The 18,539-nt window shown below is 71.6% G+C and carries 18 protein-coding genes; 16 read left to right on the top strand and 2 right to left on the bottom strand.

Translation table 11 applies throughout. From position 1 onward, the window contains the following. Positions 1–89 precede the first annotated feature (89 nt). From ACFPFQ_RS32385 to couO, 5 genes are read left to right on the top strand one after another with little or no spacing between them, the layout of a single operon-like run. Complete coding sequence (locus ACFPFQ_RS32385) at positions 90–1,655, top strand: acyl-CoA synthetase (protein WP_379625699.1); 1,566 nt, start codon at positions 90–92, stop codon at positions 1,653–1,655. After that, entirely contained in the window at positions 1,652–2,431 is a 780-nt protein-coding gene (locus tag ACFPFQ_RS32390; protein WP_379625700.1) for a crotonase/enoyl-CoA hydratase family protein, read from the top strand. The genes ACFPFQ_RS32385 and ACFPFQ_RS32390 overlap by 4 nt, the downstream gene beginning before the upstream one ends. Next, positions 2,428–4,314 (top strand): acetoacetate--CoA ligase, encoded by a 1,887-nt coding sequence (locus ACFPFQ_RS32395; RefSeq protein ID WP_379625701.1) that lies wholly within the window; start codon positions 2,428–2,430, stop codon positions 4,312–4,314. The genes ACFPFQ_RS32390 and ACFPFQ_RS32395 overlap by 4 nt, the downstream gene beginning before the upstream one ends. Then, on the top strand, positions 4,311–5,252 hold the full coding sequence (locus tag ACFPFQ_RS32400; protein ID WP_379625703.1) for a 3-hydroxyacyl-CoA dehydrogenase NAD-binding domain-containing protein: 942 nt from the start codon (positions 4,311–4,313) through the stop codon (positions 5,250–5,252). Before ACFPFQ_RS32395 ends, ACFPFQ_RS32400 begins: the two co-directional genes overlap by 4 nt. Positions 5,253–5,287: 35 nt before the next feature. Beyond that, complete coding sequence (gene couO / locus ACFPFQ_RS32405; protein WP_379625705.1) at positions 5,288–6,163, top strand: 4-hydroxyphenyl-beta-ketoacyl-CoA hydrolase; 876 nt, start codon at positions 5,288–5,290, stop codon at positions 6,161–6,163. 177 nt (positions 6,164–6,340) lie between these two features. On the opposite strand, the gene ACFPFQ_RS32410 is transcribed toward couO, so the two are convergent. Further along, positions 6,341–6,523: a YegP family protein gene (locus ACFPFQ_RS32410; RefSeq protein ID WP_379625707.1), complete on the bottom strand. Its 183-nt coding sequence runs from the start codon at positions 6,521–6,523 to the stop codon at positions 6,341–6,343. A gap of 258 nt (positions 6,524–6,781) precedes the next feature. Here ACFPFQ_RS32410 and ACFPFQ_RS32415 point away from each other — a divergent pair, with 258 nt between their 5' ends. Together ACFPFQ_RS32415 and ACFPFQ_RS32420 are read left to right on the top strand one after the other, a co-directional pair. Next, on the top strand, positions 6,782–7,669 hold the full coding sequence (locus tag ACFPFQ_RS32415) for an ABC transporter substrate-binding protein (protein ID WP_379625709.1): 888 nt from the start codon (positions 6,782–6,784) through the stop codon (positions 7,667–7,669). A 19-nt stretch (positions 7,670–7,688) separates the two neighbouring features. After that, complete coding sequence (locus tag ACFPFQ_RS32420) at positions 7,689–8,597, top strand: LysR family transcriptional regulator (protein WP_379625711.1); 909 nt, start codon at positions 7,689–7,691, stop codon at positions 8,595–8,597. A 9-nt stretch (positions 8,598–8,606) separates the two neighbouring features. Here ACFPFQ_RS32420 and ACFPFQ_RS32425 read toward each other — a convergent pair whose 3' ends face one another. Further along, positions 8,607–9,392 carry an IclR family transcriptional regulator gene (locus tag ACFPFQ_RS32425; protein WP_379625713.1) on the bottom strand — a complete coding sequence of 262 codons (786 nt, stop codon included), beginning with the start codon at positions 9,390–9,392 and terminating at the stop codon, positions 8,607–8,609. Between the two features lie 118 nt (positions 9,393–9,510). Between ACFPFQ_RS32425 and ACFPFQ_RS32430 the strand changes: the two genes are divergently transcribed. From ACFPFQ_RS32430 to ACFPFQ_RS32470, 9 genes are all read left to right on the top strand, one after another. After that, positions 9,511–10,212 (top strand): 4-carboxy-4-hydroxy-2-oxoadipate aldolase/oxaloacetate decarboxylase, encoded by a 702-nt coding sequence (locus ACFPFQ_RS32430; protein ID WP_379625715.1) that lies wholly within the window; start codon positions 9,511–9,513, stop codon positions 10,210–10,212. Next, positions 10,209–11,321, top strand: a complete 1,113-nt coding sequence (locus ACFPFQ_RS32435; protein WP_379625717.1) for a 4-oxalomesaconate tautomerase — start codon at positions 10,209–10,211, stop codon at positions 11,319–11,321. The genes ACFPFQ_RS32430 and ACFPFQ_RS32435 overlap by 4 nt, the downstream gene beginning before the upstream one ends. Then, complete coding sequence (locus ACFPFQ_RS32440) at positions 11,318–12,337, top strand: amidohydrolase family protein (protein WP_379625719.1); 1,020 nt, start codon at positions 11,318–11,320, stop codon at positions 12,335–12,337. The genes ACFPFQ_RS32435 and ACFPFQ_RS32440 overlap by 4 nt, the downstream gene beginning before the upstream one ends. Next, positions 12,334–13,245, top strand: coding sequence for an amidohydrolase family protein (locus ACFPFQ_RS32445; protein ID WP_379625721.1), 912 nt, complete (start codon positions 12,334–12,336; stop codon positions 13,243–13,245). Before ACFPFQ_RS32440 ends, ACFPFQ_RS32445 begins: the two co-directional genes overlap by 4 nt. Continuing rightward, positions 13,242–13,628: a protocatechuate 4,5-dioxygenase subunit alpha gene (gene ligA / locus ACFPFQ_RS32450; protein WP_379625723.1), complete on the top strand. Its 387-nt coding sequence runs from the start codon at positions 13,242–13,244 to the stop codon at positions 13,626–13,628. Before ACFPFQ_RS32445 ends, ligA begins: the two co-directional genes overlap by 4 nt. Positions 13,629–13,630: 2 nt before the next feature. Further along, positions 13,631–14,473: a class III extradiol dioxygenase subunit beta gene (locus ACFPFQ_RS32455; protein ID WP_379625725.1), complete on the top strand. Its 843-nt coding sequence runs from the start codon at positions 13,631–13,633 to the stop codon at positions 14,471–14,473. Continuing rightward, on the top strand, positions 14,470–15,441 hold the full coding sequence (locus ACFPFQ_RS32460) for a Gfo/Idh/MocA family oxidoreductase (RefSeq protein WP_379625727.1): 972 nt from the start codon (positions 14,470–14,472) through the stop codon (positions 15,439–15,441). The genes ACFPFQ_RS32455 and ACFPFQ_RS32460 overlap by 4 nt, the downstream gene beginning before the upstream one ends. 2 nt (positions 15,442–15,443) lie before the next feature. Beyond that, the gene (locus ACFPFQ_RS32465; RefSeq protein WP_379625729.1) at positions 15,444–16,643 is read left to right on the top strand and encodes a 4-hydroxybenzoate 3-monooxygenase; all 1,200 of its coding nucleotides are present in this window, start codon (positions 15,444–15,446) and stop codon (positions 16,641–16,643) included. 259 nt (positions 16,644–16,902) lie between these two features. Next, positions 16,903–18,537, top strand: a complete 1,635-nt coding sequence (locus tag ACFPFQ_RS32470) for an ABC transporter substrate-binding protein (RefSeq protein WP_379625731.1) — start codon at positions 16,903–16,905, stop codon at positions 18,535–18,537. Positions 18,538–18,539: the final 2 nt, after the last annotated feature.

The raw sequence follows: 18,539 nt of genomic DNA on the forward strand, positions 1-18,539 counted from the left end.
GGTGCTGACTTCTGGCGGTGCCGAGTCTTTCATGGGTCACCCGTTCGACGGCGCTGCCCAATGACAGGTTTCCTGTTACTGTGCGCCGCATGGACATCGCAGGCCTCGGCAGCTGGCCGGCCCGGCGGGCGCGCATCAGGCCCGACACGACCGCGCTGTACACCAGCGATCGCGCGCTGAGCTACGTCGAGCTCGCCGACCGGGTCGCCCGCCTCGCCGGGTCGCTCGTGGCGCTCGGGGTGCGGCCGGGCGACCGCGTCGCGCAGCTCGGCGTCAACCGCGTCGAGGTGTTCGAGACGTTCTTCGCGACCTGGCTGATCGGCGCCATCGCGGTGCCGCTCAACCATCGCCTGGCCGCCGCCGAGATCCGCTACATGCTCACCGATGCGGGCGCATCCGTGCTGGTGCACAGCCCCGACACCGATGCGCTGGTCACCGCGGCGCTGCCGCTGCCCGACGGCGTCCGCGAGGTCATCGCCGTGGCACCGGACGGCGACCCGGCCGGCGGGATCGACTACGAGACGGCCGTGCTGCAGGGCGACCCGGTACGGCCCGGACCGGCGGGCTCGCTCGACGATCCGGCGATCCTGCTCTACACCTCGGGCACCACCGGACGGCCCAAGGCGGCCGTGCTCAGCCACGGCAACCTGACGTGGAACACGATCAACCAGCTCGCCCACGTCGACGTGCTCAGCACCGACCGCGCGCTGTGCATCGCGCCGCTGTTCCACTGCGTCGGGCTCGGGCAGGTCACGTTGCCGACGCTGTTCAAGGGCGGCAGTGTGGAGCCGGTCGCCAAGTTCGACCCCGGCGTGGTGCTCGCCCGCGTCGCGGAGCGGCGCATCACCAGCTTCTCCGCGGTGCCGACGATGCTGCAGATGATGGGCGAGCACCCCGACTGGGACACGACGGACCTGACCTCGCTGCACACCGTGCTCTACGGCGGTTCCCCGGTGCAGGAACGCGTCGCGCGCAGGTGGCTCGACCGCGGCGTGGCGCTGCAGCAGGGGTACGGCATGACCGAGGCGGCGCCCGGGGTGTACCTGGTGCCGGTAGGTCAGGGCGCCGACCGGCCCGTCTCGGTGGGCGTGCCGCACTTCTTCACCGACGTCGCGGCCCTGCGGGACGGGCGTCCTGATGAGCTCGCGACGCAGCCGTCGGAACTGTTGGTGCGCGGACCGAACGTCGTCGCGGGGTACTGGAACCGGCCCGCCGAGTCCGCGGCCGCCTTCGTCGACGGTGGCTGGTTCCGCACCGGTGACGTGCTGCGCGCCGACGTCGACGGTTGGGCCACCGTCGTCGACCGGCTCACCGATGTGATCATCTCCGGCGGCGAGAACGTCTACCCGGCCGAGGTCGAGGCCGTGATCGTCCAGCTCGACGCGGTGGCCGACACGGCCGTCGTCGGAGTGCCGGACGCCCGCTGGGGTGAGGTCGGTGCCGCCTACGTGCAGGTCCGTGACGGCGCGGAGCTCACCGTTGCCGCGCTGCGTGCGCATCTGGAGTCGCAGCTCGCCCGGTTCAAGGTCCCCCGGCACCTGGTGCTCGTGGACGCGCTGCCCCGCGGCGCCACCGGCAAGGTCCGCCGGGTGGCACTGCGGGAGCGGGCCGGCGCGGACCTCGGCACCTCACTCACCACGGAAGGATCCCGATGACGGACCTGCCCGCATCGTTGCAGCTCGACCTGCTCGGCGAGGTCGCCGTGCTGCGCCTGTCCAGGGCGGCGAAGCGCAACGCGCTCGACGACGCCACCGTGCTGGGGCTGGAGGCGTTCTTCGCCGCGCCGCCCGCGGGGGTCCGCGCCGTCGTGCTGGACGCGGATGGTGCGCACTTCTCCGCGGGGCTGGACCTGTCGGAGCTCACCGAGCGGGATGCGTTCGAGGGGCTGGAGCACTCGCGCATGTGGCATCGCTGCTTCGAGCGGATCGAGCGCGGCCGCGTCCCGGTGGTGGCGGTGCTGCGCGGTGCCGTCGTGGGCGGGGGACTGGAGCTGGCCTGCGCCACGCACGTGCGCGTCGCCGAGCCGAGCGCGTTCTACGCGCTGCCCGAGGGCCAGCGGGGGCTGTTCGTCGGTGGCGGGGCGTCGGTGCGGGTGCCGCGGCTGATCGGGGTGCACCGCATGACCGACATGATGCTGACCGGGCGGGTGCTCGACGCCGTCGAGGGCCAGGCCGTCGGACTGTCGCAGTACCTCGTCGGCGAGGGCGAAGGGCTCGACCGGGCGCTGGCGCTGGCCAAGACGATCGCGACGATGTCACCCGTCACGACGTTCGCCGTGCTGCAGGCCCTGCCGCGGATCGCCGAGTCGGACCCGGCACAGGGCTACCTCATGGAGTCGCTGATGGCGGCCGTGGCCAGCAGCAGCACCGAGGCGAAGACCAGGATGCAGGCGTTCCTCGACGGGCGGGCCCCGAAGGTGGACCGGCCGTGACGACGGAGATCGACCGCTACCTCGCCTTCCTCGACCGGCCGGCCGACTACGCGGCACTGCACCGCTGGTCGGTCACCGACCTGGAGGGCTTCTGGGGCAGCATCGCCGCGTTCTTCGACGTCCGGTTCGCGACGCCGCCCGACCGTGTGCTCGGCCGCCGCGCGATGCCCGGCGCCGAGTGGTTCCCCGGCGCCACGCTCAACTACGCCGAGCACGCGCTGCACGGGCGCGGTGTCGCCGACGGCGACGTCGCCGTGATCGCGCACTCGCAGACCCGCGAGCACGTCACCCTCACCCGCGGCGAGCTGCGCGACCAGGTGGCGCGGGCCGCCGCCGGCCTGCGGCGGCTGGGCGTCGGCCCGGGCGACCGCGTCGTCGCCTACCTGCCGAACATCCCGGAGACCGTCGTGGCCTTCCTCGCCACGGCGAGCCTGGGGGCGGTGTGGGCGAGCTGCGCCCCCGAGTTCGGGGCGCGCGGGGTACTCGACCGGTTCGCGCAGGTCGAGCCGAGCGTCCTGCTCGTCGTTCCGGGTTACCGCTACGGCGACAAGCACATCGACCGGCGATCCGAGGTCGCGGTGCTGCGGGCGGGGCTGCCGACGGTGCGCCACGTCGTCGCGGTGCCCTACGGTCCGGACACGATCCCGGATGCGCTCGCCTGGGCCGCCCTCCTTGACGGTCCGCGCGTCGCGCCCGTTGCGGTGCCGTTCGCCCACCCGCTCTCGGTGCTGTTCTCCTCCGGCACCACCGGGCGCCCGAAGGCGATCGTGCACTCGCACGGCGGGATCACCCTGGAGCACCTGAAGAACCACGGCCTGAGCTGGGACCTGCGCCCGGGCGATCGGATGCTCTGGTTCAGCACCACCGCGTGGATGATGTGGAACGCGCTGGTGTCGGGGCTGCTGACCGGAGCGTCCATCGTGCTGGTGGACGGCAACCCGCAGCACCCCGATCTGGGGTGGCAGTGGCGGCTCGCCGCCGGCACCGGGGCCACGCTGATGGGCGCGAGCCCGGGCTTCCTGATGGCCTGCCGCGCCGCGGGCCTGCACCCGGCCCGCGACCACGACCTGTCCCGGCTGCGGCAGCTCGGTGCGGCCGGGAGCCCGCTGCCGGCGGCGGGCTACCGGTGGGTGGCGGCGGAGCTCGGACCCGACGTGCTGCTCAACGTCGGCAGCGGCGGCACCGACGTCTGCTCCGGGATCGTGCAGGGCGGGCCGCTGCAACCGGTCGTCCCCGGTGAGATCGCCGGGCCCGCGCTCGGGGTCGCGGCGGCCGCGTTCGACCCGACCGGGCGGCCGGTCGTCGGGGATCTGGGTGAGCTGGTGATCACCGAGCCGATGCCGTCGATGCCGGTCGGGTTCTGGGGCGACGCCGACGGCAGCCGCTACCGCGATGCCTACTTCACCACGTTCCCCGGCGTCTGGCGCCACGGTGACTGGGTGCGCTTCGCCGCCTCCGGGTCCTGCGTCGTGGCCGGGCGCTCCGATGCCACCCTGAATCGGGGCGGCGTGCGGCTGGGCACGGCCGAGTTCTACCGGGTCGTCGAGGAGCTGCCGCAGATCGAGGACAGCATCGTCGTGCACCTCGAGGACCTCGCCGGGGGCAACGGGGAACTCCGGCTGTTCGTCGTCCCGCGGCCCGGGGTGGAGCTCGACGGTGCGCTGCGCGCCACCATCACCGCGGCGTTGCGGTCGGCGCTCTCGCCGCGCCACGTCCCGGACCGGATCGACGCGGTGCCCACCGTGCCGCGCAACCGCACGGGCAAGAAGCTGGAGCTGCCGGTGAAACGGATACTGCTGGGTGCGGCACCCGACGACGTCGCAGGCGGCGACGTGCTGGCCGACCCGACCGCGCTCGACGCCTTCGTGGCGGCCGCCCGATGAGCGCGCCGGTGCGCACCGTCGCCGTCGTCGGTACCGGGGTGATCGGCGCGAGCTGGGCGGCCCACTTCCTGGGCCGCGGGCTGGACGTTGTCGCCACCGATCCGGCGGCGGGCGCGGAGGAGCGCCTGCGTGCCGACGTCGCCGCGCACTGGCCGACGATCAGCAGGCTCGGGCTGGTGCCCGGCGCCTCCCCGGAGCGGTTGACGTTCACGACCGACGTCGCGGCGGCCGCGGCCGGTGCCGACTTCGTCCAGGAGAACGGGCCGGAACGCCCCGAGGTCAAGCACCGGCTGTTCGCGGTCCTGGACGCGGCGGCCCGGCCCGACGTGGTGCTGGCGAGCAGCTCGTCGGGCCTGCTGCCGAGCGTGATCGCGCAGGGCTGCCCGGCCCATCCGGAGCGGGTGGTCGTCGGTCACCCGTTCCATCCGCCGCACCTCATCCCGCTGGTCGAGGTCGTGCCGGGGGAGCGCACCAGCGAGGAGGCGGTGGAACGCGCGATGGCGTTCTACACCGCGGCCGGCAAGCGGCCGATCCGGCTGCGCCACGAGCTGCCGGGCCACGTCGCGAACCGGCTGCAGGCGGCGCTGTGGCGGGAGGCGTACTCGCTGGTGGACCGCGGCGTGGCCAGCGTCGCCGACATCGACACGGCGATCTCGCAGGGTCCCGGCCTGCGCTGGGCCGTGCTCGGACCGTTCGCCAACCAGCACCTCTCCGGTGGCGCCGGCGGCATCGCACACGTGCTCGAGCACCTCGGCCCACCGACCGAGGCGTGGTGGCGCGACCTCGGTGACCCGACGCTGACCCCCGAGCTGGTCGCCAAGCTGGTCGACGGGGTGGCCGCCGAGCTGGGCGGCGTCACCACCGACGAGCTCGCCGCCCGCCGCGACGCCGTCCTGCACACCCTGCTCGTGGCGAAGGCCCGGACCGACCTGCCCTGACCCACTCCACCCCTGACCCCACCCCGGAGCCGTCCATGCACTCCCTCGATCTGACCACACTGGATGCGATCGACGTGCACGTGCACGTCGAGCAGGACGGCCACGGCTGCTTCTCGCTGGACCAGACGCTGCTCGACGCCTCCGCGTCCTACTTCCGGTCCGGGGCGAACCGGACCCCGACCGTCGCCGACATCGCCGAGCACTACCGCGAGCGGCGCACCGCCGCCGTCGTGTTCACCGTCGACGCGACCACCGCCACCGGGCATCCGGCCCTGTCGAGCGAGGAGATCGCCGACGCCGCTGCCGCCCACCCGGACGTCCTCATCCCGTTCGGTTCGGTGGATCCGCACGGTGGCGCGGCCGCGGTCGCACGGGCGCGGCGGCTGGTGACCGAGCACGGCGTCCGCGGGTTCAAGTTCCACCCGAGCCTGCAGGCCTTCGCCCCCAACGACCCGGCGTTCTACCCGCTCTACGCGGAGATCACGGAGCTGGGCGTGCCTGCCCTGTTCCACACCGGACAGACGGGCATCGGGGCCGGGCTCCCCGGCGGGCGGGGCATCAAGCTGCGCTACTCCGACCCGATGCTGCTCGACGACGTCGCCGCCGACTTCCCGGAACTCACCGTCGTGCTCGCGCACCCGTCCGTCCCGTGGCAGGACCAGGCGATCTCGATCGCGACGCACAAGGCCAACGTCTACATCGACCTGTCGGGCTGGTCACCGAAGTACTTCCCCCCGCAGCTGGTGCGGGCCGCGAACTCGATGCTGCGGCACAAGGTGCTGTTCGGCTCCGACTACCCCGTGATCACACCCGACCGCTGGCGCGCCGACTTCGCCCGACTCGACATCAAGGACGAGGTGCGGCCGCTGATCCTGAAGGAGAACGCCGCCAGGATGCTGGGCCTCGGCTGACGGGCGAGCACCCATCAGCGTCTCTCCAACACCGTGCCCGTGGCCACGAGCCTGCTGATCACGTCGGCGTCCTCGCACACGGCCTCCCGACTTCGCACACCGTGACCAGTCCTCGCACGGGCTGGAACGTGTGCGAGGACTGGGGACGGCATGCGAAGTCGGGGCTGCGCGCGCTACTCAGGAATCGGTCTCGACGATGGTGGCGCTGGAGGCGGCGTTCTGGACGGCCTCGCATCCCTTCTTCGCCGCAGCCTTCGTGGCGTAGCCCTGTCCAGAGGCGACGACCTCGCCGTTGCCTGCCTTGAGGCGGAATCGGAACTTGCCGTCCTTGCCCTCGTAGACCTCGAACTTGCCGGCCATGACACGTCTCCATTCATCGGATGAACGAGTTTCAATCGATCACCGACGATAGCGCTGTCGGGGGTCCGACGCTCGTGTTGTCACGCGTCGGGCCTCGCGCGTGTCGCGTCGCGGACGCCGTCTGCCGGGGCGGACCCGGCCCGGCCGGCGATAGAAATCCTTGATACGTCCATCGATCGTGGCCCGTTGTCGCTGGTTGGACAGCGCCATAGCGTTGTTGAAACCAGCCGCCCAGCTCGACGACGAAAGGGCCGAACAATGGGGAAGTACATCATTCAGGCGCATCACCGGCTGCACGAGTGGATCGCCCACGAGAAGGGCTATTTCACCGAGGCGGGCCTGGACTACGAGTTCCAGGAGCAGAGCCTCGCCGGCCACGCCAAGCAGACCTCCGCCGTGCAGTCGGCCGACAGCGTGCCGGCCGAGGTGCGCAGCGGCGCGTTCGAGGACATGTCCGCGGGACGTGCCTGCGACGTCTCGTCGGCCTGTCACTGGGCCGTGAACGGCGCCACCGCGGCCGGCGCGGGCAAGATGTGGGGACACGCCTACTCCGTGACGCCTGCCGGCATCTTCGTGGCACCGGACTCGCCGCTGCACCGGCCGGAGGACCTCGCGGGTGTCCCGGTGGCCGTGGGTTACCACTCGGGCAGTCACTACGCGGCGGTGCAGGCGCTCGAGCCGTTCATGGAGCCCTCGCAGGTCACCCTGAACTTCTCCGGCCTGCCCAACGACCGGGTGCGCCTGCTGCTGCGCGGCGAGGTGCCGGTGGCCAACCTGTTCGGGCCGCAGTACTACATCGCGGAGCAGCTCGGGTTCCGCAAGATCGTCGACTCGACCTTCATGGTCGGCTTCCTGGTGGCCGGTGACGCCGACCCCGATGACACGACGAAGTACTTCGCCGCGCTGCGCCGCGCGCAGATCGACATCGACCTGCAGGTTGAGCTGTACAAGAAGTACTGGCTGCCGGAGATGCCCGAGGACCTGCGCGACCTGGTGGACGTCCGCCGGTTCGGCCCCGGCGAGCGGATGGTCTTCGAGCCGTACACCAAGGAGATGTACGACACGACGCAGCGGTGGATGGACGCGCATGGTCTGCTGGACCTCGACGACAAGACGTCCCGCTACCAGGAAGTCGTCCTGACCTGACCGCAGAGAGGTCCACCCCGTGACACTGGATCTGTTCCGGCTGCTGGTCTTCGTCACGGTGGTGGATCGCAACGGCTACTCGGCGGCGGCCCGCCAGCTGCACCTGGCCCAGTCCACGGTCTCGCACCACGTGAGCGAGCTCGAGCGCGCGTGCAACGCCGAGCTGCTCCAGTACAAGGAGCGCTCGGTGCACGTCACCGCTGCGGGGCACGAGGTCTACCAGACCGCGCTGGTGATGTTGGCCGAGCAGGACCGGCTCGGCCGGTCGCTGGGTGATCTGCGGCAGGGGCGCGTCGGACGGGTGCGGCTCGGGGCGAGCATGGCGTTGGAGCAGCGGCACTTCCTCAACGACGTGATCGCCCCGTTCTGCCACGCCAACGGGGGCACCACCCTGTCGCTGCGGTTCGGGCACAGCAGGCGCGAGGCGCAGGCCGTGCTCGACCGGGAGCTGGACCTCGCCTACGTCATCCGCTGGCACCTGCCCGACGACGCGCATTTCGAGTACCTGCACGGCGCCGAGCTGGCGTTCCTGGTGGCGCGCGACCATCCGCTGGCCGCGGCCGCAACCGTGACCGTCGAGGACATCGCCGCGGCCGGTCTCATCACCGCACCCATGTACGGGGCCGAGTCCTACTACTACCGCGAGGTGCTCCGCGAGCGCGGCATCTCCGGTGAACAGTCCACACTGGAGGTCGACGGCCTGCAGGCCAGGGGGCTCGCCGCCGCTGCCGGGCTCGGCGTGATGGCGGCCTTCGTGCCCCGCCACCTGAGCGCGCCACCGTTCGAGGCGCTCGTCGCACTGCCCGTGGCGGGCGACGCCGTGACGGTCGAGCTCGGGCTCGTGCGCCGGGAGACCGATGACCGCTCACCCGCCACCGAGGCCCTCGCCGCCTGGCTGCGCCGGATGGCAGGAGGGACGCCCTGCTGACGTTCGACGTCAGGAGGGACGCCCTGCTGGCGTCGCGGCACCGGGGGCACCGAGCGTCCGGGAGATCCCGCGGGCGGCGGTCAGCACCGCGGGTGCGAAGCGGCGGACGTTGGTGTTGGCGCGCGGCACGATGATCGAGATCGCGGCGATCACACCCGCCCGGCCCGGCCCGTAGATCGGTGCGGCAACCGATGTGGACACGAGCTCGACCTGGCGGTCGGTGATCGCGTAGCCCGTCCGCCGGACCTTCGCCAGCTCCCTGCGCAGCTCGTCGGGGTCCACGAGCGTGTGGGGGCTCAGCCGCTCCAGCGGGCGGCTCAGCGTCGCGTTGACGACGGCCGGGTCGGCATGGGCGAGCAGTACCCGGCCCACGGCCGTGAGGTGCGACGGCAGCCGGCCGCCGGGCCTGGCCCTGATCTGCGTCGCGTGGTGGCTGAAGATCCTCTCGACGTAGACGACGTCGCTGCCGTCGAGCACGGCCACCTGCACGTTCTCGTGCGTGACCTCGTAGAGGTCTTCGAGGAACGGCAGCGCGGCCTTGCGCAGGTCGGTGCTGCGCGGGGCGAGCGATCCGATCTCCCACAGATGCATCCCGACCTGGTAGCGCCCGTGCGCGTCTCGCTCCAGCGCGCCCCATGCGGTCAGCTCGCGCAGCTGGCGGTGGGTCGACGAGACCGGCCTGCCGAGCATGCGGGCGATCTCCGACAGCGTCAGCATCGGAGTGGCCGTCGAGAAGCAGTCGAGCACCGCCAGCGCGCGCTGGGTGCTCGACGGCACGTCCGGCGCCTTGGCCACGGTGTCGCTCCGCCTCCGAGATTGTTTACCTCAGGGTGGAAAGACTAGATCGCCCACCGGGGCCTGGGGGAGACGCTGCCCACCAGGTGAGAGCACTGCGAGCGAGAGAGGTCCAGCAATGAGCGTCGTGGTCAGGAACGCGCCACGCACGGACGCCGAGGTGGTGGCCGGGCTCGGTCGGTTCGGCGTCGCCACCGTGCACGAGGCGCAGGGCCGTCGCGGGCTGGTCGACCCGCGGTTGCGCCCCACCTTCCGCCCCACCCACGTTGCCGGGACGGCGCTGACCTGCGAGGTCGCACCCGGCGACAACTGGATGCTGCACGTGGCGGTCGAGCAGGCCCGCCCCGGTGACGTCCTCGTGGTGTCGCCGACGAGCCCCTGCGGCGACGGCTACTTCGGCGAGCTGCTCGCCACCAGCCTGCGTGCCCACGGGGTGCTGGGCCTGGTCATCGACGCCGGCGTCCGCGACATCGCGGAGCTGACCGCGATGGGCTTCCCGGTGTGGTCGGCGGCGGTCAGCGCGCGGGGCACCGTGAAGCAGACCGTCGGCAACGTCCAGACCCCGATCGTCTGCGGTGGCGTGCTGATCCGGCCCGGTGACGTCGTCATCGCCGACGACGACGGCGTGGTGGTGGTGGATCGGCACGAGGCCCCGGAGGTACTGGCGAGCTCACGGGCGCGGGAGGCCAAGGAGGCGGCGACGCGCGACCGGCTCGCCGCGGGCGAGCTCGGCCTCGACATCTACGGCATGCGCGACGCGCTGGCCGCCAAGGGGCTGCGGTACGTCGATGCGACCCCCGTCGACAGGGCCGGCCGGTGACGGCGCAGCGTGTCGTCCCCTGCGCGGTCATGCGCGGCGGGACGTCGAAGGGGCTCGTGTTCCGCGCCGCCGACCTGCCGACCGACCGGGCCGCCCGCGACGCCCTGCTGTGCGCGGCGATGGGGTCGCCCGACCCGCGGCAGATCGACGGGATGGGCGGTGCGCACCCGCTGACGTCCAAGGTGGCCGTGGTCGGCCCGTCGGATCGGCCCGACGCCGACGTCGAGTACCTGTTCCTGCAGGTGTGGCCGGACCGACCGGTGGTCTCCGACGGCCAGAACTGCGGCAACATGCTGGCCGCCGTCGGGCCGTTCGCGCTCGACAACGGGCTGATGCCGGTGGCGGGCGACGTCACGGCGGTACGGATCTTCATGCGGAACACGGGGACCGTCGCCGTCGCGCACGTGCAGACCCCGCAGGGCCGGGTGCGCTACGACGGCACGGCCCACATCGACGGCGTCCCCGGCGGCCACGCCCCGATCCCGATCGACTTCCTCGACATCGCGGGCTCCTCGTGCGGGGCGATGCTGCCGACCGGCAACGCCGTCGACGTGGTGGACGGGATCCGGGTGACGTGCATCGACAACGGCATGCCCGTGGTGTGCATCGCGGCCGAAGACCTGGGGATCACCGGTGCCGAGTCCCCGGCCGACCTGGAGGCCGACGCGACGCTCACGGCCGCGGTCGAGCGCATCCGGCTCGCCGCCGGACCGCTGATGGGCCTCGGCGACGTCGGCGCGGCCACCACCCCGAAGATGAGCCTGCTCGCACCGCCACGCCACGGTGGCGCGATCTCCACCCGCACGTTCATCCCCCATCGCGTGCACGAGGCGATCGGGGTGCTCGGTGCCGTCTCGGTGGCCACCGCGTGCCTCGTTCCCGGCTCGGTCGCCGCCGCGATCGCGGTCGGTGCCACCGGTGGCGGCACAGATGGCGGGGCGGTGGAGCTCGACGTCGAGCATCCGAGCGGTCACTTCACCGTCAGCCTCGACGTCGCCGCCGATGGCGCTGTCCGCCGGGCCGGGCTGCTGCGCACCGCGCGGCTGCTGATGCGCGGCGAGGTGCTGGTGCTGGTGCCGGCCACCGCACGAGAGGAGCAGATCTCTTGATCATCGATTGTCACGGTCATTACACGACCGTCCCCGGATCGCACACCCGCTGGCGCGACGAGCAGCGGGCGGCGTTCGAGGCCGGCGTGGCGCCACCGCCGTACCCGGAGATCTCCGACGACGAGATCCGGGAGTCGGTGCAGGACAGCCAGCTGCGCCTGATGGACGAGCGCGGTGTCGATCTGACGATCTTCTCCCCGCGCGCGTCGGCCATGGCCCACCACATCGGCGACGAGTCGGTGAGCGCGCTGTGGGCCCGGCGCTGCAACGACCTGGTGGCGCGGGTGGTCGGGCTGTACCCGGACCGCTTCGCCGGCGTGGGTCAGCTGCCGCAGTCGCCCGGAGTCGGCATCGAGCGTTCGATCGGCGAGCTGCGCCGGTGCGTGACGGAGCTCGGGTTCGTCGGGGTGAACCTGAACCCCGACCCCAGCGGCGGGAACTGGACGTCGCCACCGCTGACCGACCGCAGCTGGTACCCGTTCTACGAGGCGATGATCGAGCTGGACGTACCGGCGATGGTGCACGTGTCGGCCACGACGAACCCGAACTTCCACTCCACCGGGTCGCACTACCTCAACGCCGACACGACGGCGTTCATGCAGTTCCTGGAGTCGGACCTGTTCCGGGACCTGCCGGGGCTGCGGTTCGTGATCCCGCACGGCGGGGGAGCGGTGCCCTACCACTGGGGCCGGTTCCGCGGGCTCGCCGACATGCTGGGTCGCCCCGAACCGGCGGAGTCGTTGCTGGGCAACGTCTTCTTCGACACCTGCGTCTACCACCAGCCGGGGATCGACCTGCTGTTCGCGGTGATCGGACCGGACAACATCCTGTTCGGCTCGGAGATGGTGGGAGCCGTCCGCGGGATCGACTCCCGCACCGGCCAGTACTTCGACGACACCCGCCGCTATGTGGACAACGTGGCGCTGCGGCCGGAGTCGGCGGCCGCGGTGTACGAGGCGAACGCGCGCCGCGTCTACCCCCGGCTGGACCGGCAGCTGACGGCGGCGGGCCGATGAGCGCGTCGATCGGGAGCCCCTTCACGACCGATCCGGGCTGGCTGCCCTACCACCCCACACCCAGCCGTCCGGCGTTCCGGCTGCCCCCCGGTGCCGTCGACGCCCACTGCCACGTCTTCGGCCCGGGCGCCGAGTTCCCCTTCGCGCCGGAACGCAACTACACGCCGTGCGACGCCGGGAAGGACGCGCTGTTCGCGCTGCGCGACCACCTCGGGTTCGAGCGCAACGTGATCGTGCAGGCCACCTGCCACGGTGCCGACAACGGGGCCATGGTCGACGCGCTGCACGCGGCAGGCGGCCGGGCGCGTGGGGTGGCGACCGTGCGCAGCACCGTGTCCGACGGCGAGCTGGCCGACCTGCATGCCGCGGGAGTGCGCGGGGTGCGGTTCAACTTCGTGCGGCGGCTCGTCGAGCCGAAACCCGATGCCTACTACCACCGCATCGTCGAGCGGATCGCTCCGCTGGGCTGGCACGTGGTTGTCTACTTCGAGGCCGCCGACCTCGAGGCGCGGTGGGACTTGCTGACCGCACTGCCCACCACCGTCGTCGTCGACCACATGGGGCGGCCCGACATCGCGGCCGGTACCGGCGATCCCGGGTTCGCCCGGTTCCTGCGCCTGTTGTCCGAGCATCCCCGGTACTGGTCGAAGGTGACGTGCCCCGAGCGGCTGTCCGTGAGCGGGCCACCGGCCTACACCGACTTCGTGCCGTTCGCGCGCACCGTGGTCGAACGGTTCCCCGATCGCGTGCTGTGGGGCACCGACTGGCCGCACCCGAACCTGACGTCCCACATGCCCGACGACGGTCACCTCGTCGACATCATCCCGCGGATCGCACCCACCGCCGACCTGCAGCAGGCGCTGCTGATCGACAATCCGCGCCGCCTCTACTGGAGCGACCTGCCATGAGCGACGACGACCTGCACGACATCCCGGGAACCACCGTGTTCACCGGCGAGCAGACCCGCAAGGGCTACCAGCTCAACCAGTTCTGCATGAGCCTGCGCAGCGCGGCCAACCGCAAACGCTTCCTCTCCGACGAGCGCTCCTATGTGGACGAGTGGCCGATGTCGGAGGCCCAGAAGCAGGCGGTGCTGACCCGGGACTGGAACGCGGCGCTGGCCGAGGGCGGCAACATCTACTTCCTCGCCAAGATCCTCGCCACCGATGGCACCAGCTTCCCCGAGGCCGCCAGCATCATGACCGGCGTCAGCGTCGAGGAGTACACGGCGATGATGATCGCCGGTGGCCGCTCGCCGCAGGGACTGCGTTCGATCCGGGAAGGTCGCTGATCATGGCTCGCATCACCGCAGGGGTCGCCGCCAGCCACGTCCCGGCCATCGGGGCCGCCATGGACCGCGACCAGGTCGGAACCGACTACTGGAAGCCGCTGTTCGACGGGTTCGCGTGGACCCGGGACTGGATCACCCAGGAGCGACCCGATGTCGTCATCCTGGTCTACAACGACCACGCCTCGGAGTTCTCCCTCGACCTGATCCCGACGTTCACGATCGGGTGCGCCGAGACGTTCGCGCCCGCCGACGAGGGCTTCGGGCCGCGTCCGGTGCCGGTGGTCGAGGGCCATCCGGAGCTGGCATGGCACCTCGTGCAGTCGCTGATCCTCGACGAGTTCGACATCACGATCGCCAACAAGCTCGACGTCGACCACGGACTGACCGTGCCGCTCTCGCTCATGTTCGGCGCGCCCGCCGCATGGCCCGTGCGGGTCGTCCCGGTCGCCGTGAACGTCGTGCAGTACCCGCCGCCGACGGGCAACCGGTGCTGGTTGCTGGGGGAGGCGATCCGGCGGGCCGTCCTGTCCTTCGGCGAGGACCTCAACGTGCAGGTGTGGGGCACCGGCGGCATGAGCCACCAGCTCCAGGGGCCACGGGCCGGTCTGATCAACACACCCTTCGACACGGCGTTCCTGGACCGGCTCGTCGCCGATCCGCAGGCGCTGCGCCGGATCCCGCACCTGGAGTACCTGCGGGAGGCGGGGTCGGAGGGCATCGAGATGGTGATGTGGCTGATCATGCGCGGCGCGCTCGGTGCCGACGTGGAGGAGCTGCACCGCCACTACCACGTGCCGGCGTCCAACACCGCCGTCGGCCACATCGTGCTGCGGCCACCGGTATGACCGGGCGTGTGCGGGTCGCGGTCGTCGGGACCGGGGCGTTCGGCACCCAGCACCTCGATGCGCTGTCGGCGGTCGACGACGCCCAGGTCACCGCCGTCGTCAGCGATGTGCCGGAGCTGGCGGGGAAGGTGGCGGCCCGCTACGGCGTCCCGCACGCCACGGGCGACCTCGACGCCGTGCTCGCCCGCGACGACGTCGACGCCGTCGTGCTCGCCACCCCGACGCCGATGCACGCCGCGCAGGCGGTCGCCGCGCTGCGGGCCGGCAAGCACGTGCAGGTGGAGATCCCGCTGGCCGACAGCTGGGCCGGTGCCGAGGCGGTGACCGCGGCCGCGGCGGGCACCGGGCTGGTGTGCATGGCCGGTCACACCCGTCGCTACAACCCGTCGCACCGCTGGGTGCACCGTCGCATCCGGGCGGGCGAGCTGACGCTGCAACAGCTCCACGTGCAGACCTACTTCCTGCGCCGCACCAACACCAACGCGCTGGGCGAGCCGCGCAGCTGGACCGACCACCTGCTGTGGCACCACGCCGCGCACTCCGTCGATCTGCTGCGCTACCAGACCGGTGAGGAGGTGGTGGCGGCCAACGTGCTGGCCGGACCGTCCCACCCGGAGCTCGGCATCGCCATGGACATGGCGATCCAGCTGCGCACCGCCGGTGGCACGCTCGCCACGCTGTCACTGAGCTTCAACAACGACGGCCCGCTGGGCAGCGTGTTCCGCTACATCGGCGACACCGCAACCTATGTGGCCCGCTACGACGACCTCGCCACCGGCGACGGCGCAAAGGTCGACGTGGCCGACGCGGGCGTGCCGGCCAACGGCGTCGAGGGCCAGGACCGGGACTTCGTGGCATCGATCATCGAGGGCCGCGAACCGGTGGCGGGCCTCGCGGCCGTGCTGCCCACCTATCGCGTGCTGGCCGATCTCGACGCCCAGCTCGCCTCCGAGCGGACAGCATCGTGAACGTGCCGGTACGCACCCAGGTCGCCGTCATCGGCGCGGGCCCGGCCGGGCTCGTGCTCGCGCACCTGCTGCGCGGCCTCGGGATCGACGCGGTGGTGTTGGAAGCGCGCAGCCGCGGCTACGTCGAGGCGCGCATCCGGGCCGGTGTGCTCGAACAGGGCACCGTCGACCTGCTGCGCGACCTCGGGGCCGGGGCGCGGCTGGACCGCGAGGCGCTCGTGCACGACCGGTTCGAGCTGCGGCTCGACGGCGAGCGCCACCTCGTCCCGGTCACCGAGCTCGCGGGCGTGCCGATGACCGTGTACGGGCAGCAGGAGATCGTGCGCGACCTCATCGCGCTGCGCCTCGACCAGGGCGAGCCGCTGCTGTTCGACGCCCCCGCGGTCGAGATCCGCGACGTCACGTCGGACCGGCCGGTGGTGGTGTTCGACCACGACGCGCGGCGCCACGAGCTCGTCGCCGACGCCGTCGTGGCCGCCGACGGGTTCCACGGCATCGGGCGCCGGACGATCCCGGCTGCCCTGCTGCGGACCTACGAGCGGGAGCACCCCTTCGCCTGGCTCGGCGTGATGGCGCAGGTCCCGCCCTCGTCGGAGCACGTGGTCTACGCCAACCACCCCGACGGACTGGGCATGCTGAGCATGCGTTCGACCGAGCTGACCCGGCTGTACCTGCAGGTCGAGCCCGATGCGCTCCGCGCGGACTGGCCCGACCGGCGGATCTGGGAGCACCTGCACCGCAGGCTGGCCACCACCGACGGCTGGGAGCTCACCGAGGGCCCGATCGTCGAGTTCGGGGTGGCCCCGATCCGCTCGTTCGTCGCCGAACCGATGCGCCACGGCCGGATGTTCCTCGCGGGCGACGCCGCACACATCGTCCCGCCGACGGGCGCCAAGGGCCTCAACCTGGCCGTCCGCGACGTCCGGGTGCTCGCGCCAGCGCTGGCGGCGCTGGTCGGGAGGCGCGACGAGCGGCTCGCCGACGCCTACTCCGCCACCTGCCTGCGCCACGTCTGGTGGGCCCAGTACTTCTCCAGCTGGCTCACCGGGCTGATGCACACCCCGGCCGACCCGATCGACCGGGAGATCGCACTGGCGGAGCTGCGGACGGTCGTGTCGCGGCCCGCGGCGCTGCAGTTGCTGGCCGAGAACTACGTCGGGACCGCCGGTGGGCTCGTCGCTGCGACGGCGGTGGCTTCCTGAGCCGTCGGCAGCCCGGACCTGAACCCCCGGACCTGAACCCCCGGACCTGAACCCCGGATCGACCCGGACCGGACCGACCGCGAACGTTGCGGTCGGTCCGGTCCTTCGTGCTGTCCGCTCGTGGTCCGCAACCCTGGTCCATGAACGCTTGTCTGTGCCGACACCCGCTGATAATCTACGACAACTCAGATAGATATACGGTATTTCGTAGATAAATCACGGATTTCGACCCCTCTCGCCACCGATGGGACGGACGGACATGTCGCTACTGGACACCCCCGAGCAGGACCTGGTCCGCGCGGCCGGCCTGAGCAGGCGCGACCTGCTGCGCATCGGCGGCCTGACGGGGCTCGGCGCCTTCCTCGCCGCCTGCGGCGCCGGCCCGGGCGATCGGCCCGAACCCGGCGCGGCCACCACGCCGACCGGCCCCGCCGTGCGCGGCGGGACCCTGACCTGGGCACTCGTGGCCGACCCGGCGACGCTGACGCCGTTCGGGGTCGGCAACACATCCAGTGTGGAGGTCAAGAACCTCGTCTACGAGTCGCTGGTGGGCTGGGACAAGGACCTCAAGGTCGTGCCGGTGCTGGCCGAGTCGTGGACCACGCCGAATCCGACGACCTACGAGTTCACGCTGCGCAAGAACGTGTTCTTCCACAGCGGCAAGGAGCTCGACTCCGGCGACGTCAAGTACTCGTTCGAGCTGCAGAAGGCACCGCCGGCGCCCGGCAACGTCACCGCGTTCTACCCGAAGATCGCGAGCATCGAGACGCCGGACAAGTACACGGTGCGCTTCACCATGGCGCAGCCGGACGGCACACTGCTGGGCTACTGCGCGTGGCTCGCGTACTCCTTCGTCGTGCCGGCCGGGCTCTACGACCGGGTGGACACGCGCAGCAACGCCGACGGCACGGGCCCCTTCATGGTGCGCACGTACGTGCCCAACGACCGCGTCGAGCTCGCCCGGCACCCGAAGTACTGGCAGCCCGACCTGCCCCACCCCGACGCGCTCACGCTCAAGGTGCTGCCCGACGTGCAGGCGCGGCTGGCGAACCTGGTGTCCGGCACGATCGACGGCACCACGCTCTCCAGCGACGTCGCGCTGACGCTCGCCGGCAACGCGAACGTCGAGGTCCTCAAGGGCCCCACCGCCGCGTTCCGCGAGCTGCACTTCTCGCTCAGGGGCGGCAAGCCGTGGGACGACGTGCGGGTGCGGCAGGCCATCAACCTCGTGGTCGACCGGCAGAAGCTGATCGACAACGTCTACGGCGGCGACGCCTCGTACACGAGCAAGATCCCGCCGAGCTACGGCAGCTGGCCGATCCCGCAGGATCAGCTGAAGTCGAACTACGAGAAGGTCGACGTGGCGAAGGCCAAGCAGCTGATGGCCGACGCCGGGCAGTCCGGCGGCTTCTCGGTCACGATGCAAGCGATCTCCAGCCCCGACGACTACGTGCAGATCGCGCAGATCCTCGCCGAGCAGCTCAAGCAGATCAACATCAACGTCACGGTGCAGCCGCTGGAGATCGGCACCTTCGCGAAGAACGACAGCGCGGGCTCCTTCGAGTGGTCGCTGACCGGGCGGGGCATGCGGGGCGACCCGAGCGGCTACTTCACCGACTTCGACCCGCAGGGATCCACCGCCAAGGCATGGTTCGCGGGCGGGTACTCCAACACCGAGCTCAACGGGTTGATCTATGCGAGCATCGCCGAGACCGACCAGGCGAAGCGGGCGACGATGTACACGCGCATGCAGGAGATCGTGCTGACCGAGTGGCCGACGATGCCGCTCGTGGCACCGTCGAAGTTCCAGGCGGTGCGCAAGCGGCTGCAGAACATGTACGTCAGCGTCGACGACACCGAGCGTGGCCTGGCGCAGGCCTGGGTCACCGGGTAGCG

The sequence above is a fragment of the Pseudonocardia sp. GCM10023141 genome, from assembly GCF_042653605.1.

Bases quoted from the DNA above. Each gene is read 5' to 3' on its own strand.
- ACFPFQ_RS32445 (WP_379625721.1), top strand. From the start codon at position 12,334: ATGAGCGCGTCGATCGGGAGCCCCTTCACGACCGATCCGGGCTGGCTG.
- ACFPFQ_RS32410 (WP_379625707.1), bottom strand. From the start codon at position 6,523: ATGGCCGGCAAGTTCGAGGTCTACGAGGGCAAGGACGGCAAGTTCCGA.
- ACFPFQ_RS32460 (WP_379625727.1), top strand. From the start codon at position 14,470: ATGACCGGGCGTGTGCGGGTCGCGGTCGTCGGGACCGGGGCGTTCGGC.
- ACFPFQ_RS32385 (WP_379625699.1), top strand. From the start codon at position 90: ATGGACATCGCAGGCCTCGGCAGCTGGCCGGCCCGGCGGGCGCGCATC.
- ACFPFQ_RS32415 (WP_379625709.1), top strand. From the start codon at position 6,782: ATGGGGAAGTACATCATTCAGGCGCATCACCGGCTGCACGAGTGGATC.
- couO (WP_379625705.1), top strand. From the start codon at position 5,288: ATGCACTCCCTCGATCTGACCACACTGGATGCGATCGACGTGCACGTG.
- ACFPFQ_RS32470 (WP_379625731.1), top strand. From the start codon at position 16,903: ATGTCGCTACTGGACACCCCCGAGCAGGACCTGGTCCGCGCGGCCGGC.
- ACFPFQ_RS32390 (WP_379625700.1), top strand. From the start codon at position 1,652: ATGACGGACCTGCCCGCATCGTTGCAGCTCGACCTGCTCGGCGAGGTC.
- ACFPFQ_RS32430 (WP_379625715.1), top strand. From the start codon at position 9,511: ATGAGCGTCGTGGTCAGGAACGCGCCACGCACGGACGCCGAGGTGGTG.
- ACFPFQ_RS32455 (WP_379625725.1), top strand. From the start codon at position 13,631: ATGGCTCGCATCACCGCAGGGGTCGCCGCCAGCCACGTCCCGGCCATC.
- ligA (WP_379625723.1), top strand. From the start codon at position 13,242: ATGAGCGACGACGACCTGCACGACATCCCGGGAACCACCGTGTTCACC.
- ACFPFQ_RS32400 (WP_379625703.1), top strand. From the start codon at position 4,311: ATGAGCGCGCCGGTGCGCACCGTCGCCGTCGTCGGTACCGGGGTGATC.